The 16374-nt window shown below is 65.9% G+C and carries 14 protein-coding genes; 1 reads left to right on the top strand and 13 read right to left on the bottom strand.

What is annotated here, in order from left to right; all coding sequences use genetic code 11:
• Positions 1-100: 100 nt before the first annotated feature.
• From rfaD to gyrA, 13 genes are all read right to left on the bottom strand, one after another.
• The gene (rfaD, locus tag C7R54_RS26390) at positions 101-1108 is read right to left on the bottom strand and encodes an ADP-glyceromanno-heptose 6-epimerase (protein ID WP_129153894.1); all 1008 of its coding nucleotides are present in this window, start codon (positions 1106-1108) and stop codon (positions 101-103) included.
• Positions 1105-2043, bottom strand: coding sequence for a D-glycero-beta-D-manno-heptose-7-phosphate kinase (gene rfaE1 / locus C7R54_RS26385; RefSeq protein ID WP_129153893.1), 939 nt, complete (start codon positions 2041-2043; stop codon positions 1105-1107). The genes rfaD and rfaE1 overlap by 4 nt, the downstream gene beginning before the upstream one ends.
• Positions 2040-3260: a lipopolysaccharide assembly protein LapB gene (lapB, locus tag C7R54_RS26380; protein ID WP_129153892.1), complete on the bottom strand. Its 1221-nt coding sequence runs from the start codon at positions 3258-3260 to the stop codon at positions 2040-2042. Before lapB ends, rfaE1 begins: the two co-directional genes overlap by 4 nt.
• Positions 3261-3341: 81 nt before the next feature.
• Complete coding sequence (locus C7R54_RS26375; RefSeq protein ID WP_129153891.1) at positions 3342-3662, bottom strand: LapA family protein; 321 nt, start codon at positions 3660-3662, stop codon at positions 3342-3344.
• 191 nt (positions 3663-3853) lie between these two features.
• Positions 3854-4222, bottom strand: coding sequence for an integration host factor subunit beta (locus tag C7R54_RS26370; protein WP_129153890.1), 369 nt, complete (start codon positions 4220-4222; stop codon positions 3854-3856).
• A 6-nt stretch (positions 4223-4228) separates the two neighbouring features.
• Positions 4229-5953 (bottom strand): 30S ribosomal protein S1, encoded by a 1725-nt coding sequence (rpsA, locus tag C7R54_RS26365; protein ID WP_377814800.1) that lies wholly within the window; start codon positions 5951-5953, stop codon positions 4229-4231.
• Between the two features lie 182 nt (positions 5954-6135).
• On the bottom strand, positions 6136-6813 hold the full coding sequence (gene cmk, locus C7R54_RS26360; protein WP_129153888.1) for a (d)CMP kinase: 678 nt from the start codon (positions 6811-6813) through the stop codon (positions 6136-6138).
• Entirely contained in the window at positions 6810-8156 is a 1347-nt protein-coding gene (aroA, locus tag C7R54_RS26355; protein ID WP_129153887.1) for a 3-phosphoshikimate 1-carboxyvinyltransferase, read from the bottom strand. Before aroA ends, cmk begins: the two co-directional genes overlap by 4 nt.
• Positions 8153-9028: a prephenate dehydrogenase gene (locus C7R54_RS26350; protein WP_129154064.1), complete on the bottom strand. Its 876-nt coding sequence runs from the start codon at positions 9026-9028 to the stop codon at positions 8153-8155. The genes aroA and C7R54_RS26350 overlap by 4 nt, the downstream gene beginning before the upstream one ends.
• 125 nt (positions 9029-9153) lie before the next feature.
• Positions 9154-10275: a histidinol-phosphate transaminase gene (gene hisC, locus C7R54_RS26345; RefSeq protein WP_129153886.1), complete on the bottom strand. Its 1122-nt coding sequence runs from the start codon at positions 10273-10275 to the stop codon at positions 9154-9156.
• A gap of 43 nt (positions 10276-10318) precedes the next feature.
• Positions 10319-11404: a prephenate dehydratase gene (gene pheA, locus C7R54_RS26340; protein WP_129153885.1), complete on the bottom strand. Its 1086-nt coding sequence runs from the start codon at positions 11402-11404 to the stop codon at positions 10319-10321.
• Complete coding sequence (gene serC, locus C7R54_RS26335; RefSeq protein WP_129153884.1) at positions 11397-12530, bottom strand: 3-phosphoserine/phosphohydroxythreonine transaminase; 1134 nt, start codon at positions 12528-12530, stop codon at positions 11397-11399. The genes pheA and serC overlap by 8 nt, the downstream gene beginning before the upstream one ends.
• Positions 12527-15223 (bottom strand): DNA gyrase subunit A, encoded by a 2697-nt coding sequence (gyrA, locus tag C7R54_RS26330; protein WP_129153883.1) that lies wholly within the window; start codon positions 15221-15223, stop codon positions 12527-12529. Before gyrA ends, serC begins: the two co-directional genes overlap by 4 nt.
• A gap of 491 nt (positions 15224-15714) precedes the next feature.
• Here gyrA and ompA point away from each other — a divergent pair, with 491 nt between their 5' ends.
• A complete protein-coding gene (gene ompA / locus C7R54_RS26325) occupies positions 15715-16302 on the top strand; it encodes an outer membrane protein OmpA (RefSeq protein ID WP_129153882.1) in 588 nt (195 codons plus the stop codon).
• Positions 16303-16374: the final 72 nt, after the last annotated feature.

Here is a 16374-nt window from a genome sequence, read left to right as displayed (position 1 = left end):
GGAAGAAAAACCGTCGCGCACGGGCGCGCGCCGTCCATCCATCTTGCGCCGGCCGGACGGTCCGCGAGGCCGCCGGTCAGCAAAACATCCATGCGGGAGACTACGCAGCCTTGCCGGCCTTGCCACGCTCACGCCAGTAGCGCACGTATTCCGCCACGCCCGTCTGCACATCGCGCATGGGCTGGGTGAAACCGGCGGCGCGCAAGCGCGACGTATCGGCCTGCGTGAAGCTTTGGTAACGCCCCTTGAGGTCCTCGGGGAATGGGATATAGCGGATCAAGCCCTGCGCCACCAGCGCTTCCAGCGGCTGGGGCGCGTGGCCCTGCTCGGCCAGCAAGGCATTGACCACCGCCGCCGCCACGTCGTTGAACGGCTGGGCCCGGCCCGTGCCGCAGTTGAAGATGCCGGACTTGTCGGGGTTGTCGAGGAAATGCAGGTTGACCGCCACCACATCCTCGACCGAAATGAAATCCCGGCTCTGCCCGCCGTTCTCGTAGCCATCCCAGCCTTCGAACAGGCGCACATGCCCCTCGGCCAGGAACTGGTTCATGTTGTGGAAGGCCACGGACGCCATGCGGCCCTTGTGCTGCTCGTGGGGACCGTAGACGTTGAAATAGCGCAAGCCCACCACCTGCGCGGTCAGCGCGTGCAGGCGAGTGCGCAAGACCTGGTCGAACAACAGCTTGGAGTAGCCATAGACGTTCAGGGGCGCTTCGTTGGCGGGCTCCTCGACATAGGCCTGGGGCGAGCCATAGGTGGCCGCCGACGACGCATAGAGGAAAGGCACGCACTGGCCCTGGCAGTACTCGAACAACTCGCGCGTCACGCGGTAGTTGTTGTCCATCATGTAATGGCCGTTGCGCTCCGTGGTGTCCGAGCAGGCCCCCTGGTGCAGCACGGCGCGCAGCTCGGGCAGGTCGCCGCCCTCGACGCGACGGCGGAATTCGTCCTTGTGGAGATAGTCGGCGATCTGGCAATCGACCAGGTTGACGAACTTGTCGCCCTCGGTCAGATCGTCGACCGCGATGATGTCGCGGATGCCGCGGCGGTTCAGCCCGCGCACCAGGTTGCTGCCGATAAAGCCGGCCGCGCCGGTCACTACGATCATGATAGTTCTCCCAATTCCTGCGCGCTGACGGTGGACGTGCCCAGCTTGCCGACCACGATGCCGCCCGCGCGGTTGGCCCAGCGCATGGCGTCGGGCCAATCCATGCCTACCGCGCGCGTGACGGCCAGCGTGGCCAGCACGGTGTCGCCCGCGCCGGACACGTCGAACACCTCATGCGCCTGGGCGTCCACGTGCTCGCGGCCCGCGCCGGTAAACAGGGTCATGCCCTGCTCGGAACGGGTCACGAGCAAGGCCTCCAATTGCAGTTCGCCGCGCAAGCGCTGGGCGCGTGCGTCCAGGTCGGCTTCGGACTGCCAGCGCCCCACCGCCTGCTGCATTTCCGAACGGTTGGGCGTCACCAGCGTGGCGCCCATGTAGGGGGTGTAGTTGTCGCCCTTGGGGTCGACCAGCACCGGCACGCCGGCGGCGCGCGCGGCCGCGATCAGGCCCTGGACGCGCGTCAGCGCGCCCTTGGCATAGTCCGACAGGACCACCACGTCGTGGCCGGCCAGGTGGCTCGCCACCTCGGCGTCGACGCCGTCCAGCGCGACGGCGCCGGGATGTTCCTCGAAATCGACGCGCAGCAACTGCTGCTGGCGGCCCAGCACGCGCATTTTCAGCGTGGTGGGATGACCGGCATCGGCGACCAGCGCGGCCTGGATGCCCGCCTCGCCAGCCAGTCTGTGGATGCAGGCGCCCGCTTCGTCGGCGCCGACGATCCCCACCAGGGTCGCCTGCGCGCCCAGCGCCACGATATTGCGCGCCACGTTGGCGGCGCCGCCCAGGCGGTCCTCGCGGCGCGCCACGCGCACCACGGGCACCGGCGCTTCAGGCGAAATACGGTCGACCTCGCCGAACCAGTAACGGTCCAGCATCACATCGCCGACCACCAGGATGCGGCGGCGGGCTATGGCGTCCACGGGAAACGTGCTCATTCCAGTTCTTCCAGCCTGCGTGGCGAATAGGTTTCCCAGGCATTGCAGCCGGGGCACTGCCAATAGTACCGGCGCGCCTGGAATCCGCAATTGCGGCAAGCGTAGCGGTCCAGGCGTTGGGTGTGCTTGTGGATGAGGCTGCGCAGCAGCGTCAGGTCCGCGCCCGGCACGGGACTGGCCTCGCCGTCATCCCCGGGCGCGCTCAGCTCGGCCTCCAGCAGGCGATCCAGGCCCAGCAGCGAGGGATGCAGGCGCAAGGCCCCGCGCGCGAATGCCCAGGCGGGACCCGAGCCCTGCTGGGCCCGCAGTTCGCGGAAGATGATGTTGAACAGGTCCAGCGAAGGATGCTTGGCGTACTGCTTCTGCAGCAGGTCCAGCACCGTGGCCGACTCGCCGGCCTGGCGATAGCTCTCGAGCAGCGCCTCGGCCACCAGCCCCGCGTAGTCCGGCTCGTCGGTCAGCACCGACTCCAGGTGCATGCGTTCGAGCTTGGTGTTGCCTTCCAGGCGCGCCAAGGCGGCCCGCAACATGGCGATGCGCACGTGCGACGCCTTGCTGGCGGGCAGGCCCTTGGCGGAAAGGCCGGCCGCGTGATCGGCGGCATCCAGCGCCACCTGCGCGGCATCGGTATCGGACGGCTTCTGCGCCAGCGCGGCCTGCGCCTGCTCGCAGTGGTAGTGCACCAGCTGGGGCACCGGCTCGTCGACCAGGCCGCGCAAGGTCTTGACCGCGTCGATCGCGCGCGGCCAGTCATGTTCGGATTCGTAGATGCGGATGAGCGACCGCAAGGCGTCCAGGGCGTAGCGGCTATCGGCCAAGGCCTTGAATCCGGCTTCGGCGCGATCCAGCATGCCCGCCTTCAGGAAGTCCTGCGCCAACTCGTTCTGGGCGTGCTCGCGCTCCGCCGTGGGCAGGTCGGCACGATTCAGCAGGCTTTGATGGACGCGGATGGCCCGTTCCATTTCGCCCCGGCGCCGGAACAGGCTGCCCAGGGCGAAGTGCAATTCGGTGGTTTCCGGGTCGAGCTTGGCCACCTCGACAAAGGCATCGATGGCCCGATCCGGCTCTTCATTGAGGAGGAAATTCAGGCCGCGGAAATAGGAGTCGGGCAGCACCCGCGTTTCCGACAGCATTTGCCGGATATCGAACCGCGCCGCCAGCCAGCCCAGGGCAAACAGGACGGGGACGAAAATCAGCCACCAGGGTTCAAAATCCACGATGCGCGCTCTCGCAACAAAAAAGGACCACGCGCGCGCCGGTGCGCCGCGGGAAAAGGCCGAGGCCGGGGCTGGCCGCCATCAAAGCGGCGACATCGGCGCAATGGTTTCCGGCGCGACCTCGGCCGGAGATTGCTGGCCGTTGACGGCCGCCTGGATACGATCCAGCTCGCGGCGCAGGCGTTGCGCCTCGCGGCGCCGGCGCATCGACGCGGGCACCGTCAACAGCAGGCCGAATATGGCGCCGACGACGAATGTGATCAGCATGACCACGATCAGCGGCACACCCTGCACGACGTAGTCGTTATAGAAATTGACGGCGACCGGATTGGTGTTCTTCAGCGCGAACATCAGCACCACGACGAACACGATCAATCTCAGGGCCCAGACCAGGTAGCGCATGACGCATGCTCCAGGAAACAGCGGAACCCGTGATTGTAAGCGAAGCGGGTATACCGGGGCCGGGTCTGAAACACTTGGGCATTGAACGCGCTTAAAAAGCCAAAAGAAAAAGCCAAAAGACCCCATCGGGGTCTTTTGGCTTTTAGACGACAAGACGGGGGCGGACCAGCCGTTAGGGCTACGCCACCTGTTCAATGCATGACGTGAAGATCCAGGTCCGACCGGACCGAATTGGACGGGCCTTCCGAAGAAGGCTTGTCGTCCGACGCGGAGGGATCGGCGACCAGATCGACGCGCTCGCGCAATTCCTTGCCGGCCTTGAAGTGCGGCACCTGCTTGCCAGGCACCAGCACTTGCTCGCCGGATTTCGGATTACGGCCCACCCGCGGCGACCGCTGCGACAACGAGAAACTGCCAAACCCACGGATCTCGATGCGCTGACCCGAGGCCAAGGCCTGGGCCATTGCATCCAGCATGGTCTTGACGGCGTAAACGATGTCACGCGCGGCCAATTGCGGATAGCGGGCCGCCAAGGCGGTGATCAGCTCCGACTTGGTCACGTCGCATTAACCGTCGTTGCGCTGTTGGTCCAGCTTGGCCTTCAGCAGGGCACCCAGGTTGGTGGTGCCCGACGAAGCGCTGGCATCCGACATGCGCTGCAAGGTATCGGCGGTTTCGGCGTTATCGCGCGCCTTGATCGACAACTGGATCGAACGCGTCTTGCGGTCGATGTTGATGATCATGGCTTCGATGTTGTCGCCGGCGTTCAGCACGGTCGTCGCGTCTTCCACACGGCCCGAGGAAATTTCCGAGGCGCGCAGGTAGCCTTCGACGTCCACCGACAGGGTCACCACGGCGCCCTTGGCTTCGACCGACTTGACGGTGCCCGGAACCACGGCGCCCTTGTCGTAGGTCGCGACGAAGTTGTTGAAGGGGTCGCCTTCCAGCTGCTTGATGCCCAGCGAGATGCGTTCCTTGTCGGTATCGATGCCCAGGACCACGGCTTCGATCTCGTCGCCCTTCTTGAAGTTGCGCACGGCTTCTTCGCCGGTTTCCGTCCACGACAGGTCGGACAGGTGCACCAGGCCATCGATGCCGCCGGGCAGGCCGACGAACACGCCGAAGTCGGTGATCGACTTGATCGCGCCCGAAACCTTGTCACCGCGCTTGAAGTTCGTGGCGAACTCTTCCCACGGATTCTGGCGGCACTGCTTCATGCCCAGCGAGATGCGGCGACGGTCTTCGTCGATTTCCAGGACCATGACTTCGACTTCTTCGCCCAGGGTGACAACCTTGCGCGGATCGACGTTCTTGTTGGTCCAGTCCATTTCCGAAACGTGCACCAGGCCTTCGATGCCAGCTTCCACTTCGACGAACGCGCCGTAGTCGGTCAGGTTGGTGACCTTGCCGAACAGGCGGGTGCCTTGCGGATAGCGGCGGGCCAGGCCGACCCACGGATCTTCGCCCAGCTGCTTGACGCCCAGCGAGACGCGGCTCTTTTCCTGGTCGAACTTGAGCACCTTGGCTTCGACTTCCTGACCCACTTGCAGGACTTCGGAGGGGTGGCGGACACGGCGCCAGGCCATGTCGGTGATGTGCAGCAGGCCATCGATGCCGCCCAGGTCGACGAACGCGCCGTAGTCGGTGATGTTCTTGACCACGCCCTTGACCACCGCACCTTCGTGCAGGGTTTCCAGCAGCTTCTGGCGCTCTTCGCCCATGCTGGCTTCCAGCACCTGGCGGCGCGACAACACGACGTTGTTGCGCTTGCGATCGAGCTTGATGACCTTGAATTCCAGGGTCTTGCCTTCGTACGGCGTGGTGTCCTTGACGGGACGCAGGTCGACCAGCGAGCCGGGCAGGAAGGCGCGGATGCCGTTGGTCATGACCGTCAGGCCGCCCTTCACCTTGCCGGTGATGGTGCCGGTGACCAGTTCGCCATTTTCCAGGGCTTGTTCCAGTTGCAGCCAGGCCGACAAGCGCTTGGCACGGTCACGCGACAGGATGGTGTCGCCGTAGCCGTTTTCAAGCGAGTCGATCGCCACCGAGACGAAGTCGCCCGGTTGGACTTCGAGTTCGCCCTGGTCGTTCAGGAACTCTTCCAGGGGGATCAGCGCTTCGGACTTCAGGCCGGCGTTGACGACGACGAAATTGTGGTCGATGCGAACGACTTCGGCGCTGATGACCTCGCCGGACTTCATGTCCTGGTTCTGGAGGCTTTGAGCGAACAGGTCGGCAAAGCTTTCGCCGCCGGTGGTGTTGGGAAGAGAAGACATTAAGGTTAGGTCCATAGGCCCGGGATTGGGCCAGGTTGAGAACACGCCGTCACGCAACATCCGGGACAGCGGAGTTAAACAATTCCATCCTTGGCGGCCGGCCATGCCGGACATGCCGCGAACGGGGCGGGTACTGCCATGTACTGCAAAAATCGGGGCTTGAGCTATTCAAGCCTTGAAAATCCTGGCCCGGAAAATCAGGCCTCGGCCTTGGCTTTCGCCTGCCAGAGCTCCATGATGGCCTGCACGGTTTCCTGGGCAGTCATCCTGGAAGAATCCAGCGTATGGGCATCGGCCGCCGGGGCCAGCGGGGCCACGGCTCGCTGCGTATCACGCGCGTCGCGCTCTCGCATATCGCGCAGCAGGTCTTGCAATTTAGCAGAAATACCCTTTTCCATCAACTGCTTACGCCGTCTTTCCGCGCGCGCGTTGACGTCCGCCACCAGGAACACTTTCAAGACGGCGTCCGGAAAAACGACCGTCCCCATATCCCGCCCGTCGGCCACCAGGCCCGGCGGCCGGCGAAACGCGCGCTGGCGCGCCAGCAGCGCCTGGCGCACGGAACCGAAGGCGGCGACCTGCGAGGCGAAGTTGCCGACCTGCTCCTGGCGGATGTCGTGGCCGGCCTCATGGCCCTCCAGGTAGATGTGGCCGCCGTCGAAACGCACGTCCAGCGCCTCGGCCACGGCCGCCACGGCCTGCTCATCCGTGGCGACGATGCCGCGCCGCAGGCTGGCCAGGGCGGTCAGCCGATAGAGCGCGCCGCTGTCCAGCACGGCGAACCCCAGGCGCCGCGCGACGCCATGGGCCACGGTTCCCTTGCCCGACGCCGTCGGGCCGTCGATGGTGATGACAGGTACGAGTCCGTCGTTCATGATTGCCCCCCGGATGTCGCCGCGCCGCCCACCAGGGCGGCATAGACGTCGAAATACGTCGGGAAGGTCTTGCTGACGCAGCCCGGGTCCAGGATGCGCACAGCGGCCGGCCCGAATGCGGCCAGGGACATGCTCATGGCCATCCGGTGATCATCCCACGTACCGATCCGCGCGTCACGCCAGGCGCCTTGCGCGGGCGGCGTCACGCGCAGCCAATCCGGCCCCGATTCGACCGTCGCGCCGACCTTTTCCAGTTCGGTCTGCATGGCGTGGATGCGGTCGGTCTCCTTCACGCGCCAGCTGCCGATGTTGCGCAGCCGGCAAGGCCCGTCGGCGAACAGGGCCAGCGCGGCGGCCGTCATGGCGGCGTCGGGTATCAGGTTGAAGTCGGCATCGAAGGCGCGCAGCCTGCCGCCGCGCGCGGCCTGCACCCCGCTGGCCTCGATCCAGTCCGGACCGGCCTCGATGCGCACGCCCATGGCTTCCAGCGTATCGGCGAAGGCGATGTCGCCCTGGATGCTGTCGCGGCCCACGCCCGTGACCCGTACCGGACCGCCGCCTATGGCGCCCAGGGCCAGGAAATAGGACGCCGACGAGGCGTCGCCTTCGACGGCGATGCGGCCGGGGCTGGCGTAACGGGCCTCGGCCGGCACGGTGAAGCGGCTCCAGCCCTCGCGCTCCACGCGCACGCCGTAGCGCGCCATCAGGTTCAGCGTGATCTCGATATAGGGCTTGGAGATCAGGTCGCCGACGATGTCGATGACCAGGGGCTGGCCGGTGGTCGCGGTCAGGATGGGCGCGGCCAGCAGCAAGGCGGTCAGGAACTGGCTGGACACGTTGCCGGGCATGCGCGCGGCCTGGCCGGCGCGCAGATGGGCGGCGCCGATGCGCAATGGCGGATAGCCTTCCTGACCGGTGTATTCGATGGTGGCGCCGAGGCCGCGCAGGGATTCTGCCAGGTCGCCGATGGGGCGCTCGTGCATGCGCGGCACGCCGGACATGCGGTAGTCGCCACCCATCAGGGCCAGCGCCGCCGTCAGCGGCCGCATGGCGGTGCCCGCATTGCCCAGGAACAGGTCCGCCGACGCCACCGGAAAGCGGCCCGCGCCTTGCACCGTCACCTGCCCCCCGCCCTGCTCCTTCACGTCGACGCCCAGCGCGCGCAGCGCCGCCAGCATCACCCGGGTATCGTCGGAGTCCAGCAGGCCCGTGATCTCGGTCGAACCCTGCGCCAGCGCGGCCAGCAGCAGCACCCGGTTCGAAATGCTCTTGGAGCCCGGCATGGCGACCACGCCGCGGGCCTGGACGGCACGCGGCAGGTCCAGATAAGACTGACTGCTCATTTCGTATTTCCCAGTTTCCAACCGCGCCGGCAGACCGCGGCCTCCTCCAGCAAGGCTTCCATGGCCGCGCCGTCGCGCCGCTCCAGGGCCTGCTCGGCGCTGTCCAGCACCGCGCGCAGCGCGGCAAGCTCGGTCAGCATCGCCTCGCGGTTGGAAAGAAAGATGTCGCGCCACATTTCCGTCGAGCCGGCGGCGATGCGCGTGAAGTCGCGGAACCCGGAACCGGCCAGCGCCAGGCGCTCGGCGGCGTCCCCGCTGCGCGCGACCTGCGCGACGTAGACCGCGGCGAGGAAATGCGGCATGTGGCTGATGGAACCCAGGACCCGATCGTGCGCCTGCACGTCCATTTCACGCACGTGGGCGCCGCAGGCTTCCCAGGATGCGCGCACCAGGGCGACATCGCGGGGCGCATTTTCCGGCAAGGGCGTGAGGATGACATTGCGGCCGGCATAGAGATCCGCGTCCGCGGCGTCCGGACCGACGCGCTCGCCGCCGGCGATGGGATGGCCCGGCACGAAGCAGTCGATGCGGTCGCCGAGCGCGGCGCGCGCCGCCTGCACGACCTCGGCCTTGGTGCTGCCCGCGTCGGTGATGACGATGCCGGGCTTCAAATGGGGGCGCATTTCCGCCAACACCTTGGCCATGGCGCCGACCGGCGCCGCCAGCATGATGACGTCGGCCTGCGCCGCCGCCTCGACCGCCGTGGCGGTATCGTCGATCAGGCCCAGTTCGTAGGCGCGCGCCAGCGATTGCGCGTTGCGCCCCACGCCCAGCACCCGGCCGACGTGGCCGGCGCGGCGCAAGGCCGCGGCATACGAGCCGCCGATCAGTCCGACGCCCACGACAGCAAGCACCGGAATCGCCGGCCCCATGACGGTGGCGGCCGTGGCGGCCTTGGCGGCGGTCGCGCCCGTGGGTTCGACTATCCGCCCTCGCTCCGGTTCAGCGCCGGCGACATGGTTGATGGCGACTCCCGCGGGCGGCTGGGCGGCGCTGCTCATGATTGCAGGATCTGCTTGAGCGCCGCAATGAACGTTTCGTTCTCTTCCGGCAGGCCGATGCTCACGCGCAGGAACTCGGGCAGGCCGTCGCCCGTCACCGGACGCACGATCACGCCGCGCTTGAGCAACTCCAGGTTGATGCGCGCGGCGTCGCCCACGCGCACCAGCACGAAGTTGCCGTAGCTGGGCACGTACTTCAGGCCCAGCGCATCGAAGGCCTTGCAAAGCTGCGCCTTGCCTTCCCTGTTGACCTGGTAGGAGCGCGCCTGGAAGTCCATGTCCGCCAGGGCCGCGATCGCGGCGGCTTGCGCCAGCGAGTTCACGTTGAAAGGCTGCCGCACGCGATTGAGGATGTCGGTCAGCCCGGGCTGCGCGGCGGCGAAGCCCACCCGCAGGCCCGCCAGGCCATAGGCCTTGGAGAAGGTGCGCGACACCACCAGGTTGGGGAAGCGCTTGACCCACATGGTGCTGTCGAAGCGCAGTTCCGGATCCAGGTACTCGTTGTAGGCCTCGTCCAGCACCACCACCACATGGTTGCCGTGGCGCGCCTGGACCTGCTCCAGGAAGGCCTCGATACGCGCGGCCGGCTGGAATGTGCCGGTGGGATTGTTCGGATTGGCGATGAAGACGACGCGCGTATCGCTCTCGATGGCCGCCAGCATGGCATCCAGGTCGTGGCCATAGTCGCGTGCCGGCACCATGATGTGGCGGGCGCCGCGCGCTTGCGTGGCCAGGCGGTAGACCGCGAAGGAGTGCTGCGCATAGACGGCGGACGTGCCCTCGTCCAGCAAGGCCAGCGCCACCAGTTCGAGAATGTCGTTGGAGCCATTGCCCAGCGTGAGCCATTCCAGCGGCAGGTTGTAGCGTTGGGACAGCGCGGACTTCAGGTCGAAGCCGTTGGGGTCCGGATAGCGTCCCAGGCCGCCCGCCACCTTGAGCATGGCCTGGCGAGCCGACTCGGGTATGCCCAGCGGATTCTCGTTGGACGCCAGCTTGACGATGCGAGCCGGGTCCAGCCCGAATTCGCGCGCCAGTTCCTCGATGGGCTTGCCCGCCTGGTAGGGAGCGATGGCGGTGACATGCGCGGGGGCGTCGTAGGTTTTGTTATCGGTCGTCATGGACTTGCTGCGTAGGGAGGAACGGACAGAACCAAATAGGGCACTACTGCGCCGGATAGGACCCGAGCAGCTTGAAGAATGCCGCTTGCGCCTGCAAGGCCGAGAAGGCCTGCGCCACATGGGGCTCGCCGACGTGCCCCAGCACATCGACGTAGAAATAGTATTCCCACTGCCCCGTGCGCGCCGGCCGCGATTCGAAGCGCGTCATCGACACCTTGTTCTCGGCCAGCGGCGCCAGCATGTCGTACACCGCGCCCGCGCGATTGGGCACCGCCAGGATCAGGCTGCTCTTGTCCTTGCCGGTGGGCAGGGATGCGATATTGCCGATGACCAGGAAGCGCGTGCGGTTCTGCGCATCGTCCTGGAGGCCGGCGCTGATGATGCGCACGCCCCAGGTCGCGGCGGCCGACTCGCCGGCGATGGCCGCCACGGTCTGATCCTGCGATGCCACGCGCACCGCCTCGGCATTGCTGGACGCGGCGGCGCGCGCCAGTTGCGGGCAATTGCGGTTGAGCCAGCCCTGGCATTGCGCCAGCGACTGGGGATGGGCCATGATGGTACGCACGCCGTCCAGCGAACCGCTCTGGCTCATCAGGCAATGCCGGATCAGCAGCGAACGCTCGCCCATCACCTTGAGCGGCGTGTTCAGCAACAGGTCCAGGGTGCGATTGACGGCGCCTTCGGTGGAGTTCTCCACCGGGACCACGCCGACATCGGCCTGCCCCGCCTCGACGGCACGGAAGACCTCGTCGAACGACGGACACGGCAGCTTGTTGACCGCATGGCCGAACTGCTCCATCGCGGCCTGCTCCGAATAGGAACCCTCCGGGCCGAGAAAGGCCACGGTCAGGCCCTGCTCCAGTCCACGGCACGCCGAAATGATCTCCGTCCACAAGGCGGAGACCGCGCCCGCGGGCAAGGGCCCCTGGTTCAGAGACTGCAGGCGGCGGATGACTTCGGCCTCGCGGTCCGGACGCAGCACCGGGCCGTCGGCGTGGAAGGCGTGCTTGACGTCGCCGACTTCCTGCGCCGTGCGCGCCCGCTGCGTCAGCAGTTCCAGGATCTGCGCATCGAGCGCATCGATGCGCTCGCGCAGGGGCTTGAGCTTGGCGGCGAGGTTTTCATCCATGGCGTTGCTCGAAATCACGCAGGTAGGCCACCAGGGCCTGGACCGCCTCCAGCGGCACGGCGTTGTAGATGGACGCGCGCATGCCGCCGACGCTCTTGTGCCCCTTCAGCGCCAGCAGGCCGGCCGCCTCGGCGCCCTTGAGGAAGGCGTCGTTGAGCGATTCGTCGTGCAGGATGAACGGCACGTTCATGCGCGAGCGCGCCGGGCCGTGGACCGGATTGCGATAGAAGGACGTGCTGTCCAGGTAGTTGTACAGCAGCTCGGCCTTGGCGATATTGGCCTTTTCCAGCGCCTCCACCCCGCCCTGCGCCTTGATCCACTTGAAGACCAGGCCCGCGATATAGATCGCGTAGGTGGGCGGCGTGTTGTAGCGCGAATGGTCGGCCGCCACGTTGACGTAATCGAAGGCCGACGGGCAGATGGGCAATGCGTGGCCGATGAGGTCGCGCCTGACCATCATGATGGTCACGCCGGCCGGCCCCGCGTTTTTCTGCGCCCCGGCGAATACCAGGCCGGCGCGGGTGACGTCCATGGGACGCGACAGGAAGTGCGACGAGGCGTCGACCACCAGCGGCACGTCGGGCGCGCCCAGGCTCTCCGGCGTGGGCCAGTCGTTGAACTCGACGCCGCCTATGGTCTCGTTGCTGCAAAAGTGCAGATACGCGGCGTCCTTGCGCACCTTCCAGGTGTCGACCGCCGGCACCCAGGTCCAGGGCTTGAAGACCTGGCCGTCCAGCGTGGTCTCGCTGCCGGCGCTGGCGGCTATGGCGATATCGCCATAGCGGACGGCTTCCTTCTGCGACTTCACCGACCACTGGCCGGTCAGCACGAAATCCGCCTTGCCGCTGCCGCGCCGATTGATCAGGTTCATCGGGATGATGGCGTTCTCGCCCGATGCCCCGCCCTGCATGAACAGGATGGCGTAGTCGGAGGGCGCGCCCAGCAGTTCGCGCAGGTCGGTTTCCGCCTCGTCGCAGATCTGCACGAACTGCTTGCCGCGATGGCTCATTTCCATCACCGACATGCCGCTGCCGTGCCAGTCGAGCATTTCCTCGGCCGCCTGCCGCAACACCGCCTCCGGCAAAGCCGAAGGTCCCGCCGAAAAATTCCAGGGACGACTCATCATTCTTCCGTAGGTTCCGAAGGATCGGTATCCGGCACGTCGCCGTCCGCGGCATTACTTGCCGCGTCGTCGGCCGCCGGGGCCTGAGCATCCGCGTCCACTTCCGTTTCCGCCTCGACATCCACGTCCGCATCGCTTTCGACCACGCGCCGCACGCCGGACAGATGGCTGCCGTCGTCCACGCTGATCAACGTCACGCCCTGGGTAGCGCGCCCCATTTCGCGGATTTCCGAAACCCGGGTGCGCACCAGCACGCCGCCGGTGGTGATGAGCATGATCTCGTCGCTGGTATCGACCAGCACCGCGCCTACCACCTTGCCATTACGCGAGGTGGTCTGGATGGCGATCATGCCCTTGGTGCCGCGCCCGTGCCGGGTGTACTCGGTAATGGGCGTGCGCTTGCCGTAGCCGTTCTCGGTGGCGGTCAGCACGCTCTGCGCTTCGTCGCCGGCGACCAGCATGGCGATCACCGCCTGGCCGTCCTCCAGCATCATGCCGCGCACGCCACGGGCGTTGCGGCCCATCGGGCGCACGTCGTTTTCGTCGAAGCGCACGGCCTTGCCGGCATCCGAGAACATCATGACGTCATGCTTGCCGTCGGTGAGGTCGGCGCCGATCAGGAAGTCGCCATCGTCGAGGTCCACGGCGATGATGCCGGCCTTGCGCGGGTTGGAGAAGTCGGACAGCGGCGTCTTCTTCACGGTACCGCGCGAAGTTGCCATGAACACGTAGTGATCGTCGCTGAACTCCTTGACCGGCAGCACCACGTTGACCTTCTCGCCGTCGGCCAGCGGGAACATATTGACGATGGGCTTGCCGCGCGACGAACGGGTGCCCTGCGGCACCTCCCATACCTTCAGCCAGTAGACCCGGCCGCGGTTGGAGAAGCAGAGCAGGTAGTCATGGGTGTTGGCGATGAACAACTGGTCGATCCAGTCGTCGTCCTTCATTGCCGTGGCCTGCTTGCCACGGCCGCCGCGCTTCTGCGACCGGTATTCGGACAGGGGCTGGCTCTTGATGTAGCCGCCATGCGACAACGTCACCACCATGTCGGTGGGCGTGATCAGGTCTTCGGTGTCCAGTTCGGTTGCGTTCAGTTCGATTTCCGAACGGCGCTCGTCCTTGGCCCCAGTGGCGAACTCGGCCTTGATGGCCTGCAGCTCGTCGCCGATGATCGTGGTGATACGCTCCGGTTTGGCGAGGATATCGAGCAGATCGGCGATGTTCGCCATCACATCCTTGTACTCGCCGACGATCTTGTCCTGCTCCAGCCCGGTCAGGCGTTGCAGGCGCATGTTCAGGATTTCCTGCGCCTGCGTGTCGCTCAGGCGATACAGGCCGTCGGCCTGCATGCCATAGGACGGGGACAGGTCTTCCGGACGGTAGGCGGCGATGCCTCCCGGGGTGTCGCCGTCGGCCCGCTGCAGCATCTCGCGCACCAGGGACGAATCCCAGGAGCGCGCCATCAACTCCTGGCGCGCCACGGGCGGCGTCGGCGCCGCCTTGATGATTTCGATGAAATCGTCGATGTTGGCCAGCGCTACCGCCAGGCCTTCGAGCACGTGGCCGCGCTCGCGCGCCTTGCGCAGCTGGAACACCGTGCGGCGGGTGACGACCTCGCGCCGGTGCTGGAGGAAGTACTCCACCATCTGCTTCAGGTTGAGCAGGCGCGGCTGGCCGTCGACCAGCGCCACCAGGTTCATCCCGAAGGTGTCCTGCAGCTGGGTGTTCTTGTACAGGTTGTTGAGCACCACCTCGGGCACTTCGCCGCGCTTGAGCTCGATGACCAGGCGCATCCCGTCCTTGTCCGACTCGTCGCGGATATCGGAAATGCCCTCGATCTTCTTCTCGTTGACCAGCTCGGCGATGCGTTCCTGCAAGGACTTCTTGTTGACCTGGAAGGGGATGGCGTCGACCACGATGGCCTGGCGGTTGCCCTTCTCCATGTCCTCGAAGTGCGTCTTGGCGCGCATGACCACCCGGCCGCGGCCGGTGCGGTAACCCTCGCGCACCCCGGACATGCCGTAGATGATGCCGCCGGTGGGAAAGTCCGGCGCGGGGATCAGTTCGATCAGCTCATCCACGGAGCACTCAGGATTACGCAGGCAGTACAGGCAGCCGTCGACGACTTCCGACAGGTTGTGCGGCGGGATATTGGTCGCCATGCCCACCGCGATGCCGGAACTGCCGTTGACCAGCAGGTTGGGCAGGCGCGACGGCAACAGCAGCGGTTCTTTTTCGCTGCCGTCGTAGTTGGGACCGAAATCGACGGTTTCCTGGTCGATATCGGCCAGCAACTCGTGGGCGATCTTGGCCAGGCGGATTTCGGTGTAACGCATGGCGGCGGCGTTGTCGCCGTCGATGGACCCGAAGTTGCCCTGGCCATCCACCAGCATGTAGCGCATGGAGAAATCCTGCGCCATGCGAACGATGGAGTCGTAGACGGCCTGGTCTCCGTGCGGGTGATATTTACCGATGACATCGCCGACGATACGGGCGGACTTCTTGTAGGCCCGGTTCCAATCGTTGTTCAGCTCATGCATCGCGAACAGGACCCGGCGATGCACGGGTTTCAGGCCGTCGCGTACATCTGGTAGTGCCCGCCCCACGATCACGCTCATGGCGTAATCGAGGTAGCTACGGCGCATCTCTTCTTCCAGCGATACCGGAAGCGTCTCCTTGGCGAAGGAATCCATATATATATACGTAGGGACGGAAGCGTAAAAGGCGGGCGCGCGCCCGAGGGGCGGCAAACAGGAAATTCTATCACTCCCCAAAATCGCGCCTCGTCCCCGGCCCTCCCGCCGCCCTTCGACGGAGGCGGCGACGTACCGCGTGCGCCCCGCCCGCCCCCTTTCCAGCGGCTGTCGGACGTGTCACACTGCGCGCCCTGCCGTGGCCGCATCTGTAACGAAATGACCGCAGCGCCCGCCCGCCGCTTGCCCGTTGTTCCTGTTGTCTAAAACCAACATCGCGCCAGCCATGGGCGGGGAAATGGCCGTCTAGGGCATGAATGCGCCTGCCAGGGCACGACAAATGCCTTAAGATTGTTTCCAGCACGCAGGAAACCCAGTCGCGATTCCTTTGAAGTCGTTCTTGGCGTTGCTATACTGGCCCCGTTTTCCTGATATGCGGCGGGGGTTCGCTGCGAGTCACTTATCCAGCTTCAAGCTCAACGAGGAGAAACATGAATAAACCCTCCAAATTCGCTCTGGCGCTTGCCTTTGCCGCCGTCACGGCCTCCGGTGCAGCCTCGGCCCAGACCGTGGACAACTGGCGCAATCCTTTCGGCAACGTCTGGAAGAACGGCACGAACGAACTGTGCTGGCGCGATGCGTTCTGGACTCCCGCGACCGGCATCCCCGGTTGTGATGGCGTGCCGGTCGCCCAAGCTGCCAAGCCGGCCGCTCCGACCCCGATGGCGAGCAAGGTTGTTTTCAACGCCGACACCTTCTTCGACTTCGACAAGGCGACGCTGAAGCCGGAAGGCCGTCAGTTGCTGGATCAGGTTGCTACGCAAGCTCGCAGCATCGATCTGGAAACCATCATTGCCGTTGGTCACACCGACTCGATCGGTACCGTTGCCTACAACCAGAAGCTGTCCGAGCGCCGTGCCGCCGCGGTCAAGTCGTACCTGGTCAGCAAGGGCATCGATCCCAACCGTATCTACACGGAAGGCAAGGGCAAGAGCCAGCCCGTGGCGACGAACAAGACCAAGGAAGGTCGTGCTCAGAACCGCCGTGTGGAAATCGAAATCGTCGGTACCCGCAAGTAATTGCGACTACCGCCGTAGCGCTGGTCGCTACGAATCAAAGGCCTCGCGATTGCGAGGCCTTTTTTTATTGCG

This window comes from Achromobacter aloeverae, assembly GCF_004121055.1.
Taxonomy (GTDB): Bacteria; Pseudomonadota; Gammaproteobacteria; order Burkholderiales; family Burkholderiaceae_B; genus Bordetella_C; species Bordetella_C aloeverae.
Note: the sequence above shows the minus strand (reverse complement) of the source record. Positions and strands in the feature narration are given on the sequence as shown.